The 15,762-nt window shown below is 61.8% G+C and carries 15 protein-coding genes; 4 read left to right on the forward strand and 11 right to left on the reverse strand.

Features of this window, described 5'->3' with window-relative positions; all coding sequences use genetic code 11:
• The first annotated feature begins 148 nt into the window (after positions 1-148).
• From AC1D2R_RS00630 to AC1D2R_RS00640, 3 genes are read left to right on the forward strand one after another with little or no spacing between them, the layout of a single operon-like run.
• Positions 149-1,096 (forward strand): ABC transporter permease, encoded by a 948-nt coding sequence (locus AC1D2R_RS00630; RefSeq protein ID WP_477963752.1) that lies wholly within the window; start codon positions 149-151, stop codon positions 1,094-1,096.
• Between the two features lie 2 nt (positions 1,097-1,098).
• Positions 1,099-1,962, forward strand: a complete 864-nt coding sequence (locus AC1D2R_RS00635) for an ABC transporter permease (protein ID WP_477963754.1) — start codon at positions 1,099-1,101, stop codon at positions 1,960-1,962.
• Positions 1,963-1,989: 27 nt separating this feature from the next.
• The gene (locus AC1D2R_RS00640; RefSeq protein ID WP_477963756.1) at positions 1,990-3,381 is read left to right on the forward strand and encodes an amidase; all 1,392 of its coding nucleotides are present in this window, start codon (positions 1,990-1,992) and stop codon (positions 3,379-3,381) included.
• On the opposite strand, the gene AC1D2R_RS00645 is transcribed toward AC1D2R_RS00640, so the two are convergent.
• From AC1D2R_RS00645 to AC1D2R_RS00655, 3 genes are all read right to left on the reverse strand, one after another.
• Positions 3,374-4,231, reverse strand: coding sequence for a C40 family peptidase (locus AC1D2R_RS00645; RefSeq protein WP_477963758.1), 858 nt, complete (start codon positions 4,229-4,231; stop codon positions 3,374-3,376). The genes AC1D2R_RS00640 and AC1D2R_RS00645 overlap by 8 nt on opposite strands.
• Before the next feature lie 45 nt (positions 4,232-4,276).
• A complete protein-coding gene (locus tag AC1D2R_RS00650) occupies positions 4,277-4,627 on the reverse strand; it encodes a MarR family transcriptional regulator (protein ID WP_477963760.1) in 351 nt (116 codons plus the stop codon).
• Positions 4,628-4,741: 114 nt separating this feature from the next.
• A complete protein-coding gene (locus AC1D2R_RS00655) occupies positions 4,742-6,130 on the reverse strand; it encodes a leucyl aminopeptidase family protein (RefSeq protein ID WP_477963762.1) in 1,389 nt (462 codons plus the stop codon).
• A gap of 143 nt (positions 6,131-6,273) precedes the next feature.
• Here AC1D2R_RS00655 and AC1D2R_RS00660 point away from each other — a divergent pair, with 143 nt between their 5' ends.
• A complete protein-coding gene (locus AC1D2R_RS00660) occupies positions 6,274-7,101 on the forward strand; it encodes a tetratricopeptide repeat protein (RefSeq protein WP_477963764.1) in 828 nt (275 codons plus the stop codon).
• A gap of 4 nt (positions 7,102-7,105) precedes the next feature.
• Here the strand turns inward: AC1D2R_RS00660 and AC1D2R_RS00665 are convergent, their stop codons facing one another.
• The 8 genes from AC1D2R_RS00665 to cpaB form a co-directional block, all read right to left on the reverse strand.
• Positions 7,106-7,738, reverse strand: a complete 633-nt coding sequence (locus AC1D2R_RS00665) for a LysE family translocator (RefSeq protein WP_477963766.1) — start codon at positions 7,736-7,738, stop codon at positions 7,106-7,108.
• A 132-nt stretch (positions 7,739-7,870) separates the two neighbouring features.
• Positions 7,871-8,854, reverse strand: a complete 984-nt coding sequence (locus tag AC1D2R_RS00670) for a type II secretion system F family protein (RefSeq protein WP_477963768.1) — start codon at positions 8,852-8,854, stop codon at positions 7,871-7,873.
• 14 nt (positions 8,855-8,868) lie between these two features.
• Positions 8,869-9,876: a type II secretion system F family protein gene (locus tag AC1D2R_RS00675; protein ID WP_477963770.1), complete on the reverse strand. Its 1,008-nt coding sequence runs from the start codon at positions 9,874-9,876 to the stop codon at positions 8,869-8,871.
• A 3-nt stretch (positions 9,877-9,879) separates the two neighbouring features.
• Complete coding sequence (locus AC1D2R_RS00680) at positions 9,880-11,349, reverse strand: CpaF family protein (protein ID WP_477963772.1); 1,470 nt, start codon at positions 11,347-11,349, stop codon at positions 9,880-9,882.
• 29 nt (positions 11,350-11,378) lie between these two features.
• On the reverse strand, positions 11,379-12,656 hold the full coding sequence (locus AC1D2R_RS00685; protein ID WP_477963774.1) for a CpaE/TadZ family protein: 1,278 nt from the start codon (positions 12,654-12,656) through the stop codon (positions 11,379-11,381).
• Positions 12,657-12,673: 17 nt separating this feature from the next.
• Positions 12,674-13,366 carry a CpaD family pilus assembly protein gene (locus AC1D2R_RS00690; RefSeq protein WP_477964609.1) on the reverse strand — a complete coding sequence of 231 codons (693 nt, stop codon included), beginning with the start codon at positions 13,364-13,366 and terminating at the stop codon, positions 12,674-12,676.
• Positions 13,367-13,434: 68 nt separating this feature from the next.
• Positions 13,435-14,934 (reverse strand): type II and III secretion system protein family protein, encoded by a 1,500-nt coding sequence (locus AC1D2R_RS00695; RefSeq protein WP_477963776.1) that lies wholly within the window; start codon positions 14,932-14,934, stop codon positions 13,435-13,437.
• An 11-nt stretch (positions 14,935-14,945) separates the two neighbouring features.
• Complete coding sequence (gene cpaB, locus AC1D2R_RS00700; protein WP_477963778.1) at positions 14,946-15,758, reverse strand: Flp pilus assembly protein CpaB; 813 nt, start codon at positions 15,756-15,758, stop codon at positions 14,946-14,948.
• Positions 15,759-15,762 lie beyond the last annotated feature (4 nt).

Below are 15,762 nucleotides of genomic sequence, written 5' to 3' on the forward strand. Positions count from 1 at the left end.
TGAATAACGGCATCAGCTCTGGACAGTCGAATATGGTTTTACTCGCTCGTGATCTCGGCATCCGCCTTGAGGGTTGCGGATGCGGGTTTCGCCTCAGCGCGTCCGACAACGGCGGTTCCAGCTCCCCCAACAGTGCAAGAGCCGCCGCATGATCGCTCTTCTCTCGCGCCGCCTCGCAGGTCTTCTGGTGACGCTTGCGGTCGTGTCCTTGCTGATCTTTGCGGTGATGGACCTCCTGCCGGGGGATCCTGCCGCCATCATGCTCGGGACATCTGCGACGCCGGAAACACTCGCGGCGCTGCGGCATGATCTTGGCCTCGACCGGCCGCTGCTCCTTCGCTACGGCCAATGGCTGGTGGGTGTCTTCTCCGGCAATCTCGGGCAGTCCTATACCTATGGCGTTCCGGTCTCCGGTCTCATCCTCGACCGTCTTGCCGTGACACTCCCGCTTGCATTGATGGCGATCGTCCTGTCGGTTGCGATCGCAATCCCGCTCGGCGTTCTCGCCGCGTCGCGTCGCGGCGGTGCCTTCGACGCAATCGCGTCCATCTTCTCCGAGATCAGCATAGCCGTCCCCGCCTTTTGGGTGGCGCTCCTGCTGATCATTCTGTTCTCGACGACGCTCGGTCTGATGCCGGCCGGTGGCTTCCCCGGCTGGGGCGCCGGTATCTGGCCCGCCGTCAAGGCACTGCTGATGCCCGCAGTGGCGCTCGCCCTGCCGCAGGCGGGCGTGCTGACGCGCGTCACGCGCTCCGCCGTTCTGGAAACCCTGCACGAGGATTTCACCCGCACCGCCTTCGCAAAGGGTCTCTCGGCCAAGAAGGTGCTGTGGCGGCATTCGGTGCCGAATGCGCTCGTCCCGATCTTCACCGTCCTCGGGCTGCAGTTTACCTTTCTCGTCGCCGGCGCCGTTCTGGTGGAGAACGTTTTCAATCTGCCGGGTCTCGGCAGGCTTGCCTATCAGGCGCTCTCACAGCGCGACATCGTCGTCATGCAGGATGTCGTGCTGTTCTTCGCCGCCCTCGTCATTATCATGAACTTCGTAGTAGATCTTTCCTATCTGGCGATCGACCCTCGCTTGCGGAAAGGCGTTTGACGATGGCGCCCTTCGTCTCCGCTGAGGTAAGCGTTCGACGCAGACGGCCGAGAATTAGCCGACGAATGAATTTGATCGCTGGAGGGGCGATTATTGCATGCCTTGCCGCCATCGCGGTGTTATCGTTGGTCTGGACGCCTCTGCCCCCGGCCAGGATGCAGATCATTCACAAGCTGCAGCCGCCGTTCAGCTTCGGCGTTCTCGGCACCGATCAGTTCGGCCGCGACGTGCTCTCGATGCTGATGGTCGGGTGCTGGAATTCGCTGTCGATCGCCCTGATCGCAGTCGCCATCGGGGGCACGCTCGGCTCGATCGCCGGAATTTCGGCGGCGGCGTTCCGTGGTCTCTTCGAGAGCCTGCTGATGCGCGCCTGCGACGTCGTTTTCGCGCTGCCACCAATCCTCTCGGCAATGATGCTCGGGGCCTTCCTTGGGACGGGCCGCATGACGGCGATCATCGCGATCGCGACCTTCATGATCCCGGTCTTCGCACGCGTCACATTGGCGAGCGCGCTGCAGGCCTGGAGCCGGGATTACGTTTTGGCGGCCCGCGCGATCGGAAACTCCCGCTTCACGATCTCGGTCCGCCATGTGCTGCCGAACATCGCCAGCCAGATTATCGTGCAGGTGACGATCCAGCTCGGTCTCGCTGTCCTGACCGAAGCCGGCCTGAGCTTCCTCGGTCTCGGTGTTGCGCCGCCGGCGCCGACGTGGGGTCGCATGCTGGCCGATGCGCAGACCTACCTCGCGCTTGCTCCCTGGCTGGCGATCCTGCCCGGCCTTGCCATCGCGTTTTCCGTTTTCGGGTTCAACATGCTTGGCGACGGATTGCGCGACCTACTTGATCCGCGCGACGCGAGCCGCTGATTGCTCCAAGACGAAAAAGATCCTCCCATGACCGAAACCGATGTTACCATTCGCGAACTGAGACGGCGTTTTGCAGACCGGAGCCTTTCTCCGCTCGAATACTGGCAGGCCCTCGAAACACATATCGAAGCGTGGGAGCCGTCGATCTGCGCCCTCTACGCCTATGAACCAGAGGCAGCCCGCAAGCAGGCGCGGGCGTCGACCGACCGCTGGATGAAGGGCGAGACCCTGGGCGTATTGGATGGCGTTCCGGTGACGCTGAAGGAACTGATTGCCACCAAGGGCCAGCCGGTGCCGCTCGGCACCAGAGCGGTGGAACTGAAGCCCGCCTCCGAAGATGCTCCGGTTGCCGCAAGGCTTCGCGAGGATGGTGCGGTGATCTTCGCCAAGACGACATGCCCCGACTACGGAATGCTATCTTCCGGCCTGTCGAGCTTCCACCGCCTCAGCCGCAATCCCTGGGACACCACGCAAAATCCCGGTGGCTCCAGCGCCGGAGCGTCCGCTGCCGCCGCCGCGGGCTACGGCCCGCTGCACGTCGGCACCGATATCGGCGGTTCGGTGCGCCTTCCCGCCGGCTGGACCGGCATCTTCGGCTTCAAGCCAAGCCACGGCCGGATTCCCGTCGATCCTTATTATGTCGGCCGCTGCGCCGGGCCGATGACGCGCACGGTCGAAGATGCCGCCTTTGCGATGGCCACATTGTCGCGCCCGGATTGGCGCGATGGAACCAGCCTGCCGCCGAACGATTTCGATTGGCTGGATCTCGACATCGACGTGCGCGGCCTGAAGATCGGCCTCATGCTCGATGCCGGCTGCGGCCTTGCGGTCGATGACGAGGTGCAGTCGGCGGTCGAAGCTGCCGCAAGACGCTTCGAACATGCCGGCGCCATCGTGATCCCCGTGGCACCGGTGCTGACGCGCGCGATGCTCGATGGCCTCGACAACTTCTGGCGCGCCCGTTTGTGGGGCGATATCGAGGCGCTGAGCGAAGAGCGGCGCAACAGCATTCTTCCCTACATCCACAGCTGGGCAAAGGGTGGCACGCGTATCAGCGGGGTCGATGCCGTCAGGGGCTTCAACCAGACGATCGAGATGCGCAAGACCTGCGGAACGCTGTTCACCGAGGTCGACGCAGTCTTGTCGCCGACCAACCCTGTGGTCTCCTACCCGGCAGAGTGGGCATCGCCCACGAACGATCCTGCCCGTCCCTTCGAGCACATCGGCTTCACGGTTCCGTGGAACATGTCGGAGCAGCCGGCGGCCTCGATCAATTGCGGCTTCGCGAAATCCGGCATGCCGATCGGACTGCAGATCGTTGGCCCGCGATTCGATGACATGCGCGTGCTGAGGCTGTCGAAAGCCTTCGAAGTTTGGACCGGCGGCGTCACAGTCTGGCCGCAGCCGCCGGTCAGCTGATCGGACGGCGATACCCCGTCGGCTGCTCGTAGAGCCAGCCGATCCGCTTGATCGCCGCCTCCAAGTTCTCGCGGACGACGGTCATGGTGTTGCCCGTGGCGTGGATGATCGTTTCGGGATCTTCCATTGTTGCGACATGGCCCTTCCAGAAAACCAGATCGCCGCGACGCAACTCCACACGGTCGATCGGACTGCCAAGTGTTGCCGCCTGCATGTCCGTGTCGCGAGGCGCGCGCCGGCCTGTCATCAGCATAGAAAGCTGGACAAGGCCTGAGCAGTCGATTCCGAGACCTGAACGGCCGCCCCAGAGGTACGGCGTCTCCAGAAAACGCGTTGCGATATCGACATAGTCGCCACCGTCACCCGCGCCGAGCGGCTGGACGTGCTTTTCGAAGATTGCGGTGCCGTCCTCCAGCATCGCGTAGCGATTGCCGCGTACCTCCGCCACTCCGATGATCCGAACGCGGCTTCCCATCGAAAGGATGGTTTTGTATGGCTTGCGCAGTTCCGGTTCGCGGTAGAGGAAGGTGCGCTGCACCGTGACGATGTGTGTGGGCGCCTCTTCGCCGTCGCTGAGCGCACTGTCTTCGATATAGCCGACATACCCGTCCGACGCGGCCTTGACCCAGCACCAGCCACCAGCGCGGTCGAAAACGGTGACGTCCTCGCCAAGCAGGAGCTCGGTATCGATGCCCGTCGCGAAGTCCGGCTTCGGCCGCAGACCGATGACAGATACCGCAACTTGGGCCGGCGTGCCGTCCACGAAGCGCAACGCTTCGACTTGGCCCTGAAGGCCACTCTCGGCGAGATCCGGCCTGTAAGCGTGCAAGCGGCGATCGAGCATGGTCATGTTATTCCTCTCAAATGATAGCCAGCCTCTCAAGGTGCCGGCCTCTCAAGGTGATAGGCGGCGGCCCTGCTCGCGCACCCGGTCGCCGAGCTTTTCCAGATAGAGCGCGCCTCCGACAGTTCTCTTGATCACGACGTTGCGCCTGTCGCGGTTGTCGCGCACGCGATCGACCAGACCCATCTCGCCCATCGTATCCAGCGCCCGTGTGATCACCGGCTTGGTCACATTCAGTTCTGCCGCCAGTCCGCGAACGGTATGCGGCGGCGGCACCAGATAGATATGCAGCAGGATTGCCATCTGGCGCAACGTCAAATCGCGGTCGTCATGGCGCACCTGGTCGAGCGCGACGCCATGCCAAAGCCCCAGTGCCTGCGAGGCAGTCAGTTCGATCGGCACGGGCCCTCCGAAAACTCGTTACGCTAGCGTTTCATTTTCCGGTACACGACTGCTCAACGCAATGGGGCGGCAAAACTGCCGCGCCGCAAGGTGAAGAGAATTTTAACGATCGGATCAGCGCACTCTTTGGCGAATATGGTGAAAGAGCGCGCGGATCGCTTGCGCTTCGCCGCCGCCCGGCGAATGCGGACGCTCGGTAGGCGCCCAGCCGTAAATGTCGAAATGCGCCCAGCTCGTGGTTTTGCTGATGAAGCGCTTCAGGAACAGCGCCGCGGTAATCGCACCCGCCATGCCGCCCGCCGGGGCATTGGTGATGTCGGCGAACTTGGCGCGAATGTCCTTTTCGTAGCCGGCGTAGAGCGGCAGCCGCCACAGTGGATCGTCGGTCTCCAGGCTCGCCTCCATCAGATCCTGGGCGAGGTCCGGATCGTCGGTGAAGTATGGCGGCAGATCGGGGCCGAGTGCCACGCGGGCGGCGCCCGTCAGCGTTGCCATGTCGATCAGAAGATCCGGGGAATCCTCATCCGCATAGGCCAGGGCGTCGGCAAGAATAAGCCGTCCTTCGGCGTCCGTGTTGTCGATCTGGACGGTAAGGCCCTTGCGGCTTCGGTAGATATCGCCAGGGCGGAAGGCGTTCGACGAAATCGAATTCTCGACCACCGGAATAATGACTCGCAGATCGACCTTGAGCTTTGCATCCATGATCATCAGTGCCAGGCCCATGACGTTGGCAGCGCCGCCCATGTCCTTTTTCATGAGCAGCATCGAGGACGCAGGCTTGATGTCGAGGCCGCCGGTGTCGAAGCAGACGCCCTTGCCGACAAGGGTAATCTTGCGATGACCCTTCTTGCCCCAGCGCAGCTCGAGCAGCCGCGGCGCATCGGCGCTGGCGCGGCCGACCGTGTGAATCAACGGGAAATTCTGCCTGAGGTCCTCGCCGCCAACGACGGAGACTTCCGCCTTGTAGTGAGCAGCGAGACCGCGAAACGCGGCTTCCAGCTCGTTCGGCCCCATGTCATTCGTCGGCGTGTTGATGAGGTCGCGTGCGAGGAAGACGCCGGCGAGCTGGCGCTTTATGTCGGCGCCGTCCGCGTCGCGCGGGATCGTCAGCGTCGCAGCCGGGACCTTCTCCGACTTGTAACGATCGAAGCGATAGCTTCCGAGGCCGAAGCCCAGCGCAAGACGGTTCGCTGTCAGCGGCGCGGTTTCGATGTGCCAATCGCCGGCCGGTAGTGAGCGCGCCAGCTTGCCGGTGATGTAGGGCTGCTCCGAGGGATTGGTCCCCAGGCCGAAAAGCGCGCCGCCAAGGTGACCGTCATCTGTCGGGATCAGCAGCATCGAACCGCTTTCGGCCTTGTACCCAGCCTTTGTTGCCCAATCGAGTGCAATCGGGTCGATGGTGCCTGTCTCGATATGGGCAGGCGTAACGGCGAAGATGGGTAAGGTCGAACCTCCCTTGGTGTTGAAAGGGGTCGGTCTCTCGATGAATTGGTAGGGGGCCATGATTATCCTTCGGGGGCGTCCGAGAATCGCTTTTTAACGGTATGTTAGGGTTAACAGACTATTGCTGGAGTGAAGATTGCGTCAAAGCCTTTCCCTGTGCTGCTTTTAGGTCAGGCGCCAATGTCGGATTTCAGGAAAGCGCGATGCCTTCTTTGGCGAACCATCTTATCAAAACCCGCATTTTCCATGGCGTGGCGCTGGCGCTGGTCGCCCTCGCCCTTGCTGGCTGCACGACGACACAGGACCGGATGACGACCGGTTCGGTGCCGAAATTGACGAAACCAGTCGAGACGATGGACGATCAGGAAGTTCGCGCCGCGACGGAGCGCGTGGGACAGGCCTACGAGAGGAACCCTCGGGATCCGGAAAACGGCGTCAACTATGCCAATCTCCTGCGCATGCAGAGCCGGGATGCCCAGGCTCTTGCCGTGATGCAGCAGGTTGCGATCAGCAACCCGTCGGATAGAAACGTCCTTGCCGCCTATGGCAAGGCACAGGCTGCGGCCGGCCAGTTGCAGCAGGCTCTCGACACCATTGGCCGTGCCCAGACGCCTGATCGTCCGGATTGGAAGCTGATCTCGGCGGAAGGCGCGATCCTCGACCAGCTGGGTCGCTCCCCCGAGGCGCGCCAGCGCTATCGCGACGCGCTCGACATCCAGCCGACCGAACCCTCGATCCTGTCCAATCTCGGCATGTCCTACGTTCTTACCGGCGATCTGCGCTCCGCGGAGACCTATCTGCGCCAGGCGGCCGCCCAGCCGACTGCCGACAGCCGAGTCCGCCAGAACCTTGCGCTTGTCGTCGGTCTCCAGGGTCACTTCCCAGAGGCCGAACAGATCGCGCGCCGGGAATTGTCGCAGCAGCAGGCCGACGCCAACGTCGCCTATCTGCGCTCCATGCTGTCGCAGCAGAATTCTTGGCAGAAGCTTGCGGCCAAGGACGCCGGCGATGCGGGCAACAGCACCAACTGACGGTTCACCGGCCAGTCAGCCCGGAAACGACCAGCTGCAGGCCAAGCCCCGCCATGACGGTGCCGGCAGCACGGTCGATCCACATTTTCGCCGCAAGGTAGATCCGGCGCGGGTGCCGCGCCGAGAACGCCAGCGCCACGATCGTGTACCAGCCAGCCTCGACGAAGAATACGCCGAGCGGCAGCGCAACGAAGAGGCCGAGCGGAATGTCTTTCGGCAGCAGCGCCGCAAAGATACTGGCATACACGACAATGGTCTTCGGATTGCTGACTTGCGTCAGAAGTGCGGTCGTAAAACTACGCCCCAGCGCGCGACTGCTCACCGCCTCCTCGCCGACATCGAGGGGCTCCTTGGCGCTGCGCCAGATCTTGAATGCGATGTAGGCAAGATAGGCACCACCAGCCACCTTGAGGGCCAGGTAGAGCCATTCGAACCGCGAGAGCAAGGCAGTCAGTCCCGCTAGTGCCAATATGCTGAACGCGACGCCGCCGAGCCCCATGCCGAGGGCCGCCGCGAGGCCATCTGGGCGCGAGCGTGATATGGCGATGCGGGAGACGACAACGAAGCTCGGCCCGGGGCTCATGGCACCGATCGACAAGGCCGCAATGATGCTGACAAATACGCCAAGGGAAGACATCGGTGGCTCCGAACGGTTCAGGAGATAGACCCGGAACACTGTGTTCCATGCTTTCCGTTCGTCGTCCACCCGTGAACCGCTGACCGTGCGACGTTCTGAAATGGGCTTGTTCGTCACAACCGGCAGCAATGCCTAGAATTTGTCGGCGACCTGAATCCCGGCGGGTCCAAGAATAACGGCGACCAGAACCGGCAGGAAGAAGAGGATCATCGGCACTGTGAGCTTCGGAGGCAGGGCAGCCGCTTTCTTCTCGGCTTCATTCATGCGCTCGTCGCGCCCTTCCTGAGCAAGCACGCGCAGCGCCTGCGAGATTGGCGTCCCATAGCGGTCGGCCTGGATAAGCGCCTGAACGACTGACTGAACGATCGGAATCTGCGTGCGCGTGCCGAGGTTCTCGAGCGCGACACGCCGGTCTGGCAGGAAGGAGAGCTCGGCCGTCGTCAGCACCATTTCCTCAGCGAGCGGCGGCGAGGCTTCGGCAAGCTCGTCCGACACACGGCGCATCGCCGCTTCGATCGAGATCCCCGACTCGACGCAGATCAGCATCAGGTCGAGCGCATCCGGCCAGGCACGCTTGATCGAGTGCTGACGCTTCCCCATGCGGTTGGAAATGAAGATGTTCGGAGCATAAAAACCGGCATAGGCGACGAACAAGGTCAGCAGGAAGCGGATCGGTGTCGGTTTGTCGACGAGGTGGTCGAGGCCGAAAACCCAGAAGATCGCCAATCCAAAGAAGGCGAAAGGCAGTAGGAAGCGAGCCACGAGGAACATGTTCAATGCGTTCTCCGACCGATACCCGGCCGCGCGCAGCTTGTTCATGGTGTTTTCGTCGACCAGCGCTTCACGAAGGTTGAACCTCTCGACGATCTGACGAACCGAGCGATTGTTCTGCGTGCGCAGCGATGCCTTGCTGCCTGATTCGGTGTTCATGCGGGCGCGTTCGCGCGCGCGAATCTGTTCGCGTTCCGTCGACACGGCCTTCATGCGCTTGGCGAGGTCTCCGCGCTCGAAGAACGGCATGGCAAGAGTATAGAAGCTCGCGAAGACCGCGAGCGCCACGAGCACCGCAATCAGCATGGAGGGGTCGGTCAGTCTTGTGGCGAGATCGGATGACACCGCACTTCCTCCTGCTAGATGTCGAAAGAGACCATGTTGCGCATGACGTAGATGCCGATGGACATCCAGACCGCGGAACCGCCCATGATGAGATGTCCCCTCGGATCGGTAAACAGGATCATCATGTATTCGGGAGACGTCAGGTAGACGAGCGTGGCGACGATGAATGGCAGCGCGCCGATGATGACGGCCGATGCCTTTGCCTCCATCGACAGCGCCTTGACCTTCGCCTTCATCTTCTTGCGTTCACGTAGCACCTTCGCCAGGTTGCCGATCGCTTCCGACAGGTTGCCGCCGGCTTGCGACTGGATGGCGATGACGATCGCAAAGAAGCTCACTTCCTGCAGTGGCATATGGTTGGACATGCGCGCGCAGGCGTCGGGCACACTGAGGCCAACCTGCTGCGACTCGACCACCCTTCGGAATTCACCCTTAACCGGCTCCTTGCCTTCGTTGGCGATCAGCCGGATCGCATCGTTGAGCGGCAGGCCGGACTTGATGGAGCGGACGATGACATCGAGCGCATTTGGAAATTCATCAAGGAACTTGTTCTGGCGGCGCTTAATGAGAAAACCAAGCACCCAGCGTGGCAGCCCGAGGCCAGCGATGACTGGTGTGCCGAGAATCACCATCAGCGGGGCCCCGGCCACAAAGGCGATGAACATCAGCACAACACCGAAAATGGCACTGAACATGTAGAACCGCGCAGGAGTGACGGACATGCCCGCCTGGGTCAGCCGCGACTTTAACGTCAGTTTCTTCTTGGCGTTTTCCTGTTGCCGCTTTTCCAGGTCCTTGAGATTGTCCTGCACCGATTTGCGGCGTTTGGACATTTCCTGGACACGGTCGCGGGCGGCCTTGACATTCGCCTTGTCGAGCTGCGCCGATGCGACGCGATTGACGCGGCTTGCGGCTTTCTTTTCGGTCTCGATCTGTGAGAATAGCAAACCATAGCAGACCGCGCCCGCCGCGACGGCGGCAAGAACGATGATGGCAAGAACTGTCGGATCGATACCGAACATCTGTTATTCCTTCGACTTGGCTTCCATTTCGTCGAGCGCGGCAGCGAGGCGCTTGTCCTCGTTGAAGTAGCGCGCACGATCCCAGAAATGTGGCTTGCCGATACCAGTCGACTTGTGGCGACCGATCAGGCGTCCGGATGCGTCCTCGCCTTCGATTTCGTAACGCATCAGATCCTGGGTGATGATCACGTCGCCTTCCATGCCGATCACCTCGGTGATCTGTGTGATGCGACGGGAGCCATCGCGCAGGCGTGCCGCCTGAACAATGATATCGACCGAACCGGAAATGATCTCGCGCACCGTCTTCGCCGGCAGGGTGAAACCGCCCATCGCGATCATCGACTCGATACGGCTGAGGCATTCGCGCGGTGAATTCGAGTGGATCGTACCCATGGAGCCGTCGTGACCTGTGTTCATCGCCTGCAGCAGGTCGAAAACCTCCGGTCCGCGCACTTCGCCGACGATGATCCTTTCCGGACGCATACGCAGGCAGTTCTTGACGAGGTCACGCATGGTGATCTCGCCTTCGCCTTCGATGTTCGGCGGGCGCGTTTCAAGGCGCACGACGTGCGGCTGCTGCAACTGCAGTTCGGCGGTGTCCTCGCAGGTGATGACCCGCTCGTCTCTGTCGATATAATTTGTAAGGCAGTTAAGCAGCGTCGTCTTGCCGGAGCCGGTGCCGCCCGAGATGACGATGTTGCAGCGCACGCGACCGATAATCTGCAGGAGCGTTGCACCTTCGGGCGTGATCGCACCGAAGCGGACGAGCTGGTCGAGTGTCAGCTTGTCCTTCTTGAACTTGCGAATGGTAAGAGCCGGACCGTCGATGGCGAGCGGCGGCGCGATGACGTTGACGCGCGAGCCGTCGGGAAGACGTGCGTCGCAGATCGGGCTCGATTCATCGACGCGGCGGCCGACCTGGCTGACGATGCGCTGGCAGATAGACAGAAGTTGAGAATTGTCGCGGAACCTGACCTCTGATTCGATTGTCTTGCCCCCGACTTCGATGAAGGTACGGCCCGAGCCGTTGACCATGATGTCGGCGATGTCGTCGCGCGCAAGCAGCGGCTCGAGGGGTCCGTAGCCCAGTACGTCGTTGCAAATGTCGTCCAGCAGTTCTTCCTGCTCGGAGATCGACATCGCGAAATTCTTGATCGTGATGATGTCGTTGACGATGTCGCGAATTTCTTCGCGCGCACTTTCCCCATCGAGTTTGGCAAGCTGCGAGAGGTCGATCGTATCGATCAGCGCGGAAAAGACCTGTGCCTTGGTGTCGTAGTATTCCTCTGTGCGGGCTGGACGCTTGCGCTGCGGCGTCTGCATTGGCGGCGGTGAGACCTGCTGGCGCCCAGGCTCGCGCTGCGGCTCGACCAGAACCGCCGGTGACGACGAGGAGCTCGGTGCAACAGCCTGAGGCGGAGCGATGCTACCGCCCGTCCTGCCAAAGCCATCGTTTCCGCGTTTTCCGAACATGCCTTATTCCAATCCACTCTTGGCGGGTGTCATTTGCGCTTCAGCAGACCGAGCAGACCGCTCTTTTTTGCCTTCTTGACGGCTATTCGACCCGTGACGATGTGCGACAGCTGCGAGAAGGTCTCCGCGGTCGGCGATTTCGGGTCCATTTCCGAGATCATGCGGCCGCTGTTGGCTGCAGTGCCGAAGAGGTTGCTGTCGAACGGAATGATGGCGATTGGCTCGCTTTCGAGCGGCTCGCAGAAATCGGACGGGCTGATTTCCGGCCGCTTGGGCATGCCGACCTGATTGAGGATGAGATGCGGTGCCTTGTCGTTAGGCCGTATCTTGCGCAGTGCATCCATCATGTTCTTGGTGTTGCGCAGGTTGGCGAGATCGGGAGACGCGCAAATGACGACCTCATCGACGCTTGAAAGTACAGAGCGTGTCCATTCCGACCACGCATGGGGGACGTCCAGAACGGTGACGGGCGCGCTCCGCTGCAGCACGTCCAGCACGGGCTGAAACGCCTGCCCTTCGAAATCATAGGCGCGGTCGAGGAGCGAGGGCGCCGCGAGCAATGAAAGATATTCCGAGCACTTTGTCAGCAGACGATCGAGAAACACTTCGTCCAGTCGCTCGGGCGCGTAGACCGCCTCGGCGATACCTTGCGTCGGGTCCTGGTCGAAGTCGATGTTGGCGGTGCCGTACGGCAGGTCAAGGTCTGCCAGAATTGTTTCCGTCGAAAACAGGCGGGAGATGCCGAACGCGCAGTTGTGCGCGATCGTCGAGGAGCCCACGCCGCCCTTCGCACCGATGAAGGCGATGCTACGACCGAGCGGTTCCGAATCCGGGTCGACAAAGATGGTCGCCATCGCCCCCATGATATCAGGCATGGCGACCGGCTGAACCATGTATTCGGAGATACCGTTGCGCACCAGTTCGCGATAGAGCGCGATGTCGTTGTAATAGCCGATGACGACGACCTTCGTCGAAGGGTCGCAGACGCTGGCCAAAGGAGCCAGTTCGCTGAGCAGGCTGCTGCTGTTTGCCTTGGTTTCGAGAATGATGAGGTTCGGCGTCGGTGCGCTTGCGAACATGTTCGCGGCCGCGGCGATGCCGCCGCTTGTAATCCGCAGGCCGACCTTCGACATCCGGCGGTCGTTGCCGCAGCGCTCCATCACCCGCTGAAGCTCCTCGCTTTCGCAGAAGGCGTGCACGGAGATGCGCGGCAACGGCCGCATGTTCTCGAGTTCCGCCATCCGCATCGCTTCTTCAGCGTGTCGGAGCTCGGTGGTGTTCTGGATGTCGTATTCGACCGTACCCATCGTGAATCCTACGTTGATCAGAAGTTGGAGTTGCCGCTGACTTCTTCGATCGTGCTTGTCCGCTCGCGATATTCCTTGATGGCGGCGTTGCGGCGCGCGGCATCGATCGGCGTCATGCCGCGCGGGGCAACCAGATCCTCGGGGTTGGCAATCTGCGCGGCGAGATTGTTCTGCGTCGCACAACCGAAATTGTAGTAATTCTGATTGTTGAAGTCGTTGATCATGTCCTTCGGCCACTGGCCGCATTGCGATGTCATCGCCGTCGTGCCGACGAAGGTCAGTCGGATCGGAGCGGCATCGCCGATAGTGTTGGCCGCATAGGAGCTGTTGACGATCTTGGAGCTTGAAATGCCGCGTGCTGAGAGTTCGGCACGGACCTGGCCGCGCAGCTGGCGCGCGGCTGCCGAGTTCGGCGATCCCTCTGGTGTCAACAGATAGACCGGTCCGGTGGCTCTCGATCCGTAATTCTGAGCGAAGCCGCGGATCATGTCGCGTTGCGCGGTGTTGAGCCGGCGGTCGGTGGAGGCAACCGGGATGTCGACCGATTGCTCCGCTTCTGTAACGACGATCGGGTGACGCTGGCGATAGTCGTCCGGAATGCCCCCGGTCGTCAGGTCGTCGCGTGACGCGCAGCCGGACAGCATCGCCGCGGTCACTGCCGCAACGACGAGCAGCGACTTGGACTTGTAGGTCATCTGGGGGCGGGCCATGTAGGCGCTGGTATTGGTGTGAGCCATCGGCCGATCTCTGTGTTTTGCCATTGCTGATCCCGCTTCGCTCATTTGTAGATGAACCCGATTGAGCCGTGGAACTGGGTATCTGCGATCGGTACTTGCCGGCCGCCGTAGACCTTGTTGACGCGATTGAGCAGGAACGCGGATGCGTCGCCTTCCGGGCTGAAATTGTCGTCGGGGCGGTTCAGCTGGTTGCGGGCGACCGGACGGACGAGATACGGCGTCGCTATGATCACCAGTTCGGTCTCGTCACGCTCCACCGTCCTCTGCCGGAAGAGCGTGCCGAGCAGCGGGATCTTGTTGACGCCAGGGGTCCCGTTCGAAGTCTGCAGGACGTTGTCCCGGATCAGTCCGGCAAGCGCAATGGAGCCACCGGACGGAAGCTCGACGGACGTCTCGGCGGAGCGACGCTGATAGGTCGGCGTGGAGCCGGAGACCGAGGGCGCCGGTTCCGATACGTTCGTCTTGATCTCGAGGCTGATACGCCCGGACGACAGGACAACAGGCTTGAAGGCGAGATTGATGCCGTAATTGTACGGGACGATCGTAACGTTCCCGTCATTGTCAGTTGTCGAATACAGCACCTGGCCGCCTGAATTGAACGTTGCGGCCTGGCCTGAAATGGCCGTAAGCGTCGGCTCGGCCAGCGTCTTGACGACTTTCGCCTGTTCGAGCGCGCTCAAATAGGTGGAGATATCGTATTTACCGACGGAGCTTTTGAAGAGTGCGGCCAGACCGCCACCGAGGGTTGCCGCCGCATTGCTGGCGCTCGGCGCGCCCAATTGGGCAACAGTCAGGCCCTTCGAGTTCGACACCAGATTGTCAAAGCCAAGCTGCTTCAGGATCTCGCGCCGCACTTCTGCGATCGTGACCTTCAGCGTGACCTGATCCTCGCCCTCGATCTGCAACAGGTTGACGACCTGCGATTCCTGCCGGTTTTCGGCAAAGAGCGCGACATCGCCGCCCTTGGAGCTGGCCGTCTCTGTGCGTGTAGTCGCTTCGCCGCCCTTCAGGAAGACCTGCGCCAGGTCCGCAGCCTGCGCGGCATCCTGCGGCGTGCGGACGCTGCCGGTCAAAACGATGTTGTCGGAGACGATCTCGACGTTGATGCTGGAATCGGGGATGAAGCGTCGAAGGGTTTTCTGCAACCCTGCGACGTCGCGTTCGATGGCGATGTCGAGGCTGACGATCTGCTGGCCGTCGGCGCCGAAGATGAAGATGTTGGTCTGCCCGACGGTCTTCCCGAACAGATAGATGCGCCGCGAAGAGCGGGTCACCGCGTCAGCCATCGACGGGTCGGAAACGAGAATGTCATGCGCATCGACGGGAAGATCGATAACGATCGCTTTTTTCAGACCGAGCTTCAGGCTGCGATGCGCACCAGGACCGGCTTGAGTGATGTTAATCATGCCGTCAGATTCCGCCTGCGCGGTCCTGGCGCCGATCGTCCCATCAAGGAAGTCTGGTACCATGCCCGTGACGCCGATTGCAAAGGACAGGCAGCCTGCCATCAGGGGCTTCATGCGTCGCTTTGAATTGCCCATTTTCATTTCCTTTACTCGGCCTTCGCAGCGGGGGTGTCGCTGACGATGGAGCCGGACTTGATCACCTGGACGAGGGCGCTGCCGTTGTCGCCGCTGAGCAGATAGTCTGCCGCGCTGGTATCCTGCTCCCGGGCGTCGGCGACCGAACGCAGGGCTAGCGAAAGCCGGTCTGCCATTTGCTGCGCGACTGCGAGCACCTTCGTCTGGTCGGGGGTGAGTTCCAGTGTCGCCGTGGTGCCGACGACGGCCTTCGACCCGTCATCCTTTTCCTGGATCTGCTGGTCGATCGCGAGGACGCGCACATTGTTGAGCACGGTCTCAGTCAGATATTTGTCGCCGGTCTTGGCCTTCCGGACCATGATGACATCGACGCGGTCATTCGGCAGGATGAACCCGCCGGCGCCGGTGGCGACGGAGATCTCCGTGGCCACCGCCCGCTTTCCGGACGGCAGGAGCGAAGACAGGATACGGCTGTTGGAGTCGGCGATTTTTTCCGCCCGGATAGGTTCGCCTTCGAAAATCGGGAGGCGGACCACAGCACCCTGCATGTCCTTGACCGCGTCAGGCTTGTCGGTCTCCGTTATGAAACCCTGAACAACGCCGCCCTGCGGCCAGGCCATCCAGTGCACGGCCTTGTCGTCAAGTCTGGCGCCCACCGGCAGATTGGCGCTGGATACCAGCACGTTGACGGAGGCTTCCTTCTCGACAACCTGTTTGACCTGGGTAACGACCGAGCCGCGGCCGGCAAGGCTCATCGCAAGCACGCCGGCAAGGCCGGCCGCTACGACAGCCACTCCAAGTATCAAAAGGCGGGCGGGTTTCATCGGT

The sequence above is a fragment of the Rhizobium sp. P1_C7 genome (genome assembly GCF_056406295.1).

What these genes read in the sequence shown, in the direction of transcription:
- AC1D2R_RS00630 (WP_477963752.1), top strand. Translation starts at nt 149, where the DNA reads ATGATCGCTCTTCTCTCGCGCCGCCTCGCAGGTCTTCTGGTGACGCTT.
- AC1D2R_RS00635 (WP_477963754.1), top strand. Translation starts at nt 1,099, where the DNA reads ATGGCGCCCTTCGTCTCCGCTGAGGTAAGCGTTCGACGCAGACGGCCG.
- AC1D2R_RS00640 (WP_477963756.1), top strand. Translation starts at nt 1,990, where the DNA reads ATGACCGAAACCGATGTTACCATTCGCGAACTGAGACGGCGTTTTGCA.
- AC1D2R_RS00645 (WP_477963758.1), bottom strand. Translation starts at nt 4,231, where the DNA reads ATGACCATGCTCGATCGCCGCTTGCACGCTTACAGGCCGGATCTCGCC.
- AC1D2R_RS00655 (WP_477963762.1), bottom strand. Translation starts at nt 6,130, where the DNA reads ATGGCCCCCTACCAATTCATCGAGAGACCGACCCCTTTCAACACCAAG.
- AC1D2R_RS00660 (WP_477963764.1), top strand. Translation starts at nt 6,274, where the DNA reads ATGCCTTCTTTGGCGAACCATCTTATCAAAACCCGCATTTTCCATGGC.
- AC1D2R_RS00665 (WP_477963766.1), bottom strand. Translation starts at nt 7,738, where the DNA reads ATGTCTTCCCTTGGCGTATTTGTCAGCATCATTGCGGCCTTGTCGATC.
- AC1D2R_RS00675 (WP_477963770.1), bottom strand. Translation starts at nt 9,876, where the DNA reads ATGTTCGGTATCGATCCGACAGTTCTTGCCATCATCGTTCTTGCCGCC.
- AC1D2R_RS00680 (WP_477963772.1), bottom strand. Translation starts at nt 11,349, where the DNA reads ATGTTCGGAAAACGCGGAAACGATGGCTTTGGCAGGACGGGCGGTAGC.
- AC1D2R_RS00685 (WP_477963774.1), bottom strand. Translation starts at nt 12,656, where the DNA reads ATGGGTACGGTCGAATACGACATCCAGAACACCACCGAGCTCCGACAC.
- AC1D2R_RS00690 (WP_477964609.1), bottom strand. Translation starts at nt 13,366, where the DNA reads ATGGCCCGCCCCCAGATGACCTACAAGTCCAAGTCGCTGCTCGTCGTT.
- AC1D2R_RS00695 (WP_477963776.1), bottom strand. Translation starts at nt 14,934, where the DNA reads ATGGGCAATTCAAAGCGACGCATGAAGCCCCTGATGGCAGGCTGCCTG.
- cpaB (WP_477963778.1), bottom strand. Translation starts at nt 15,758, where the DNA reads ATGAAACCCGCCCGCCTTTTGATACTTGGAGTGGCTGTCGTAGCGGCC.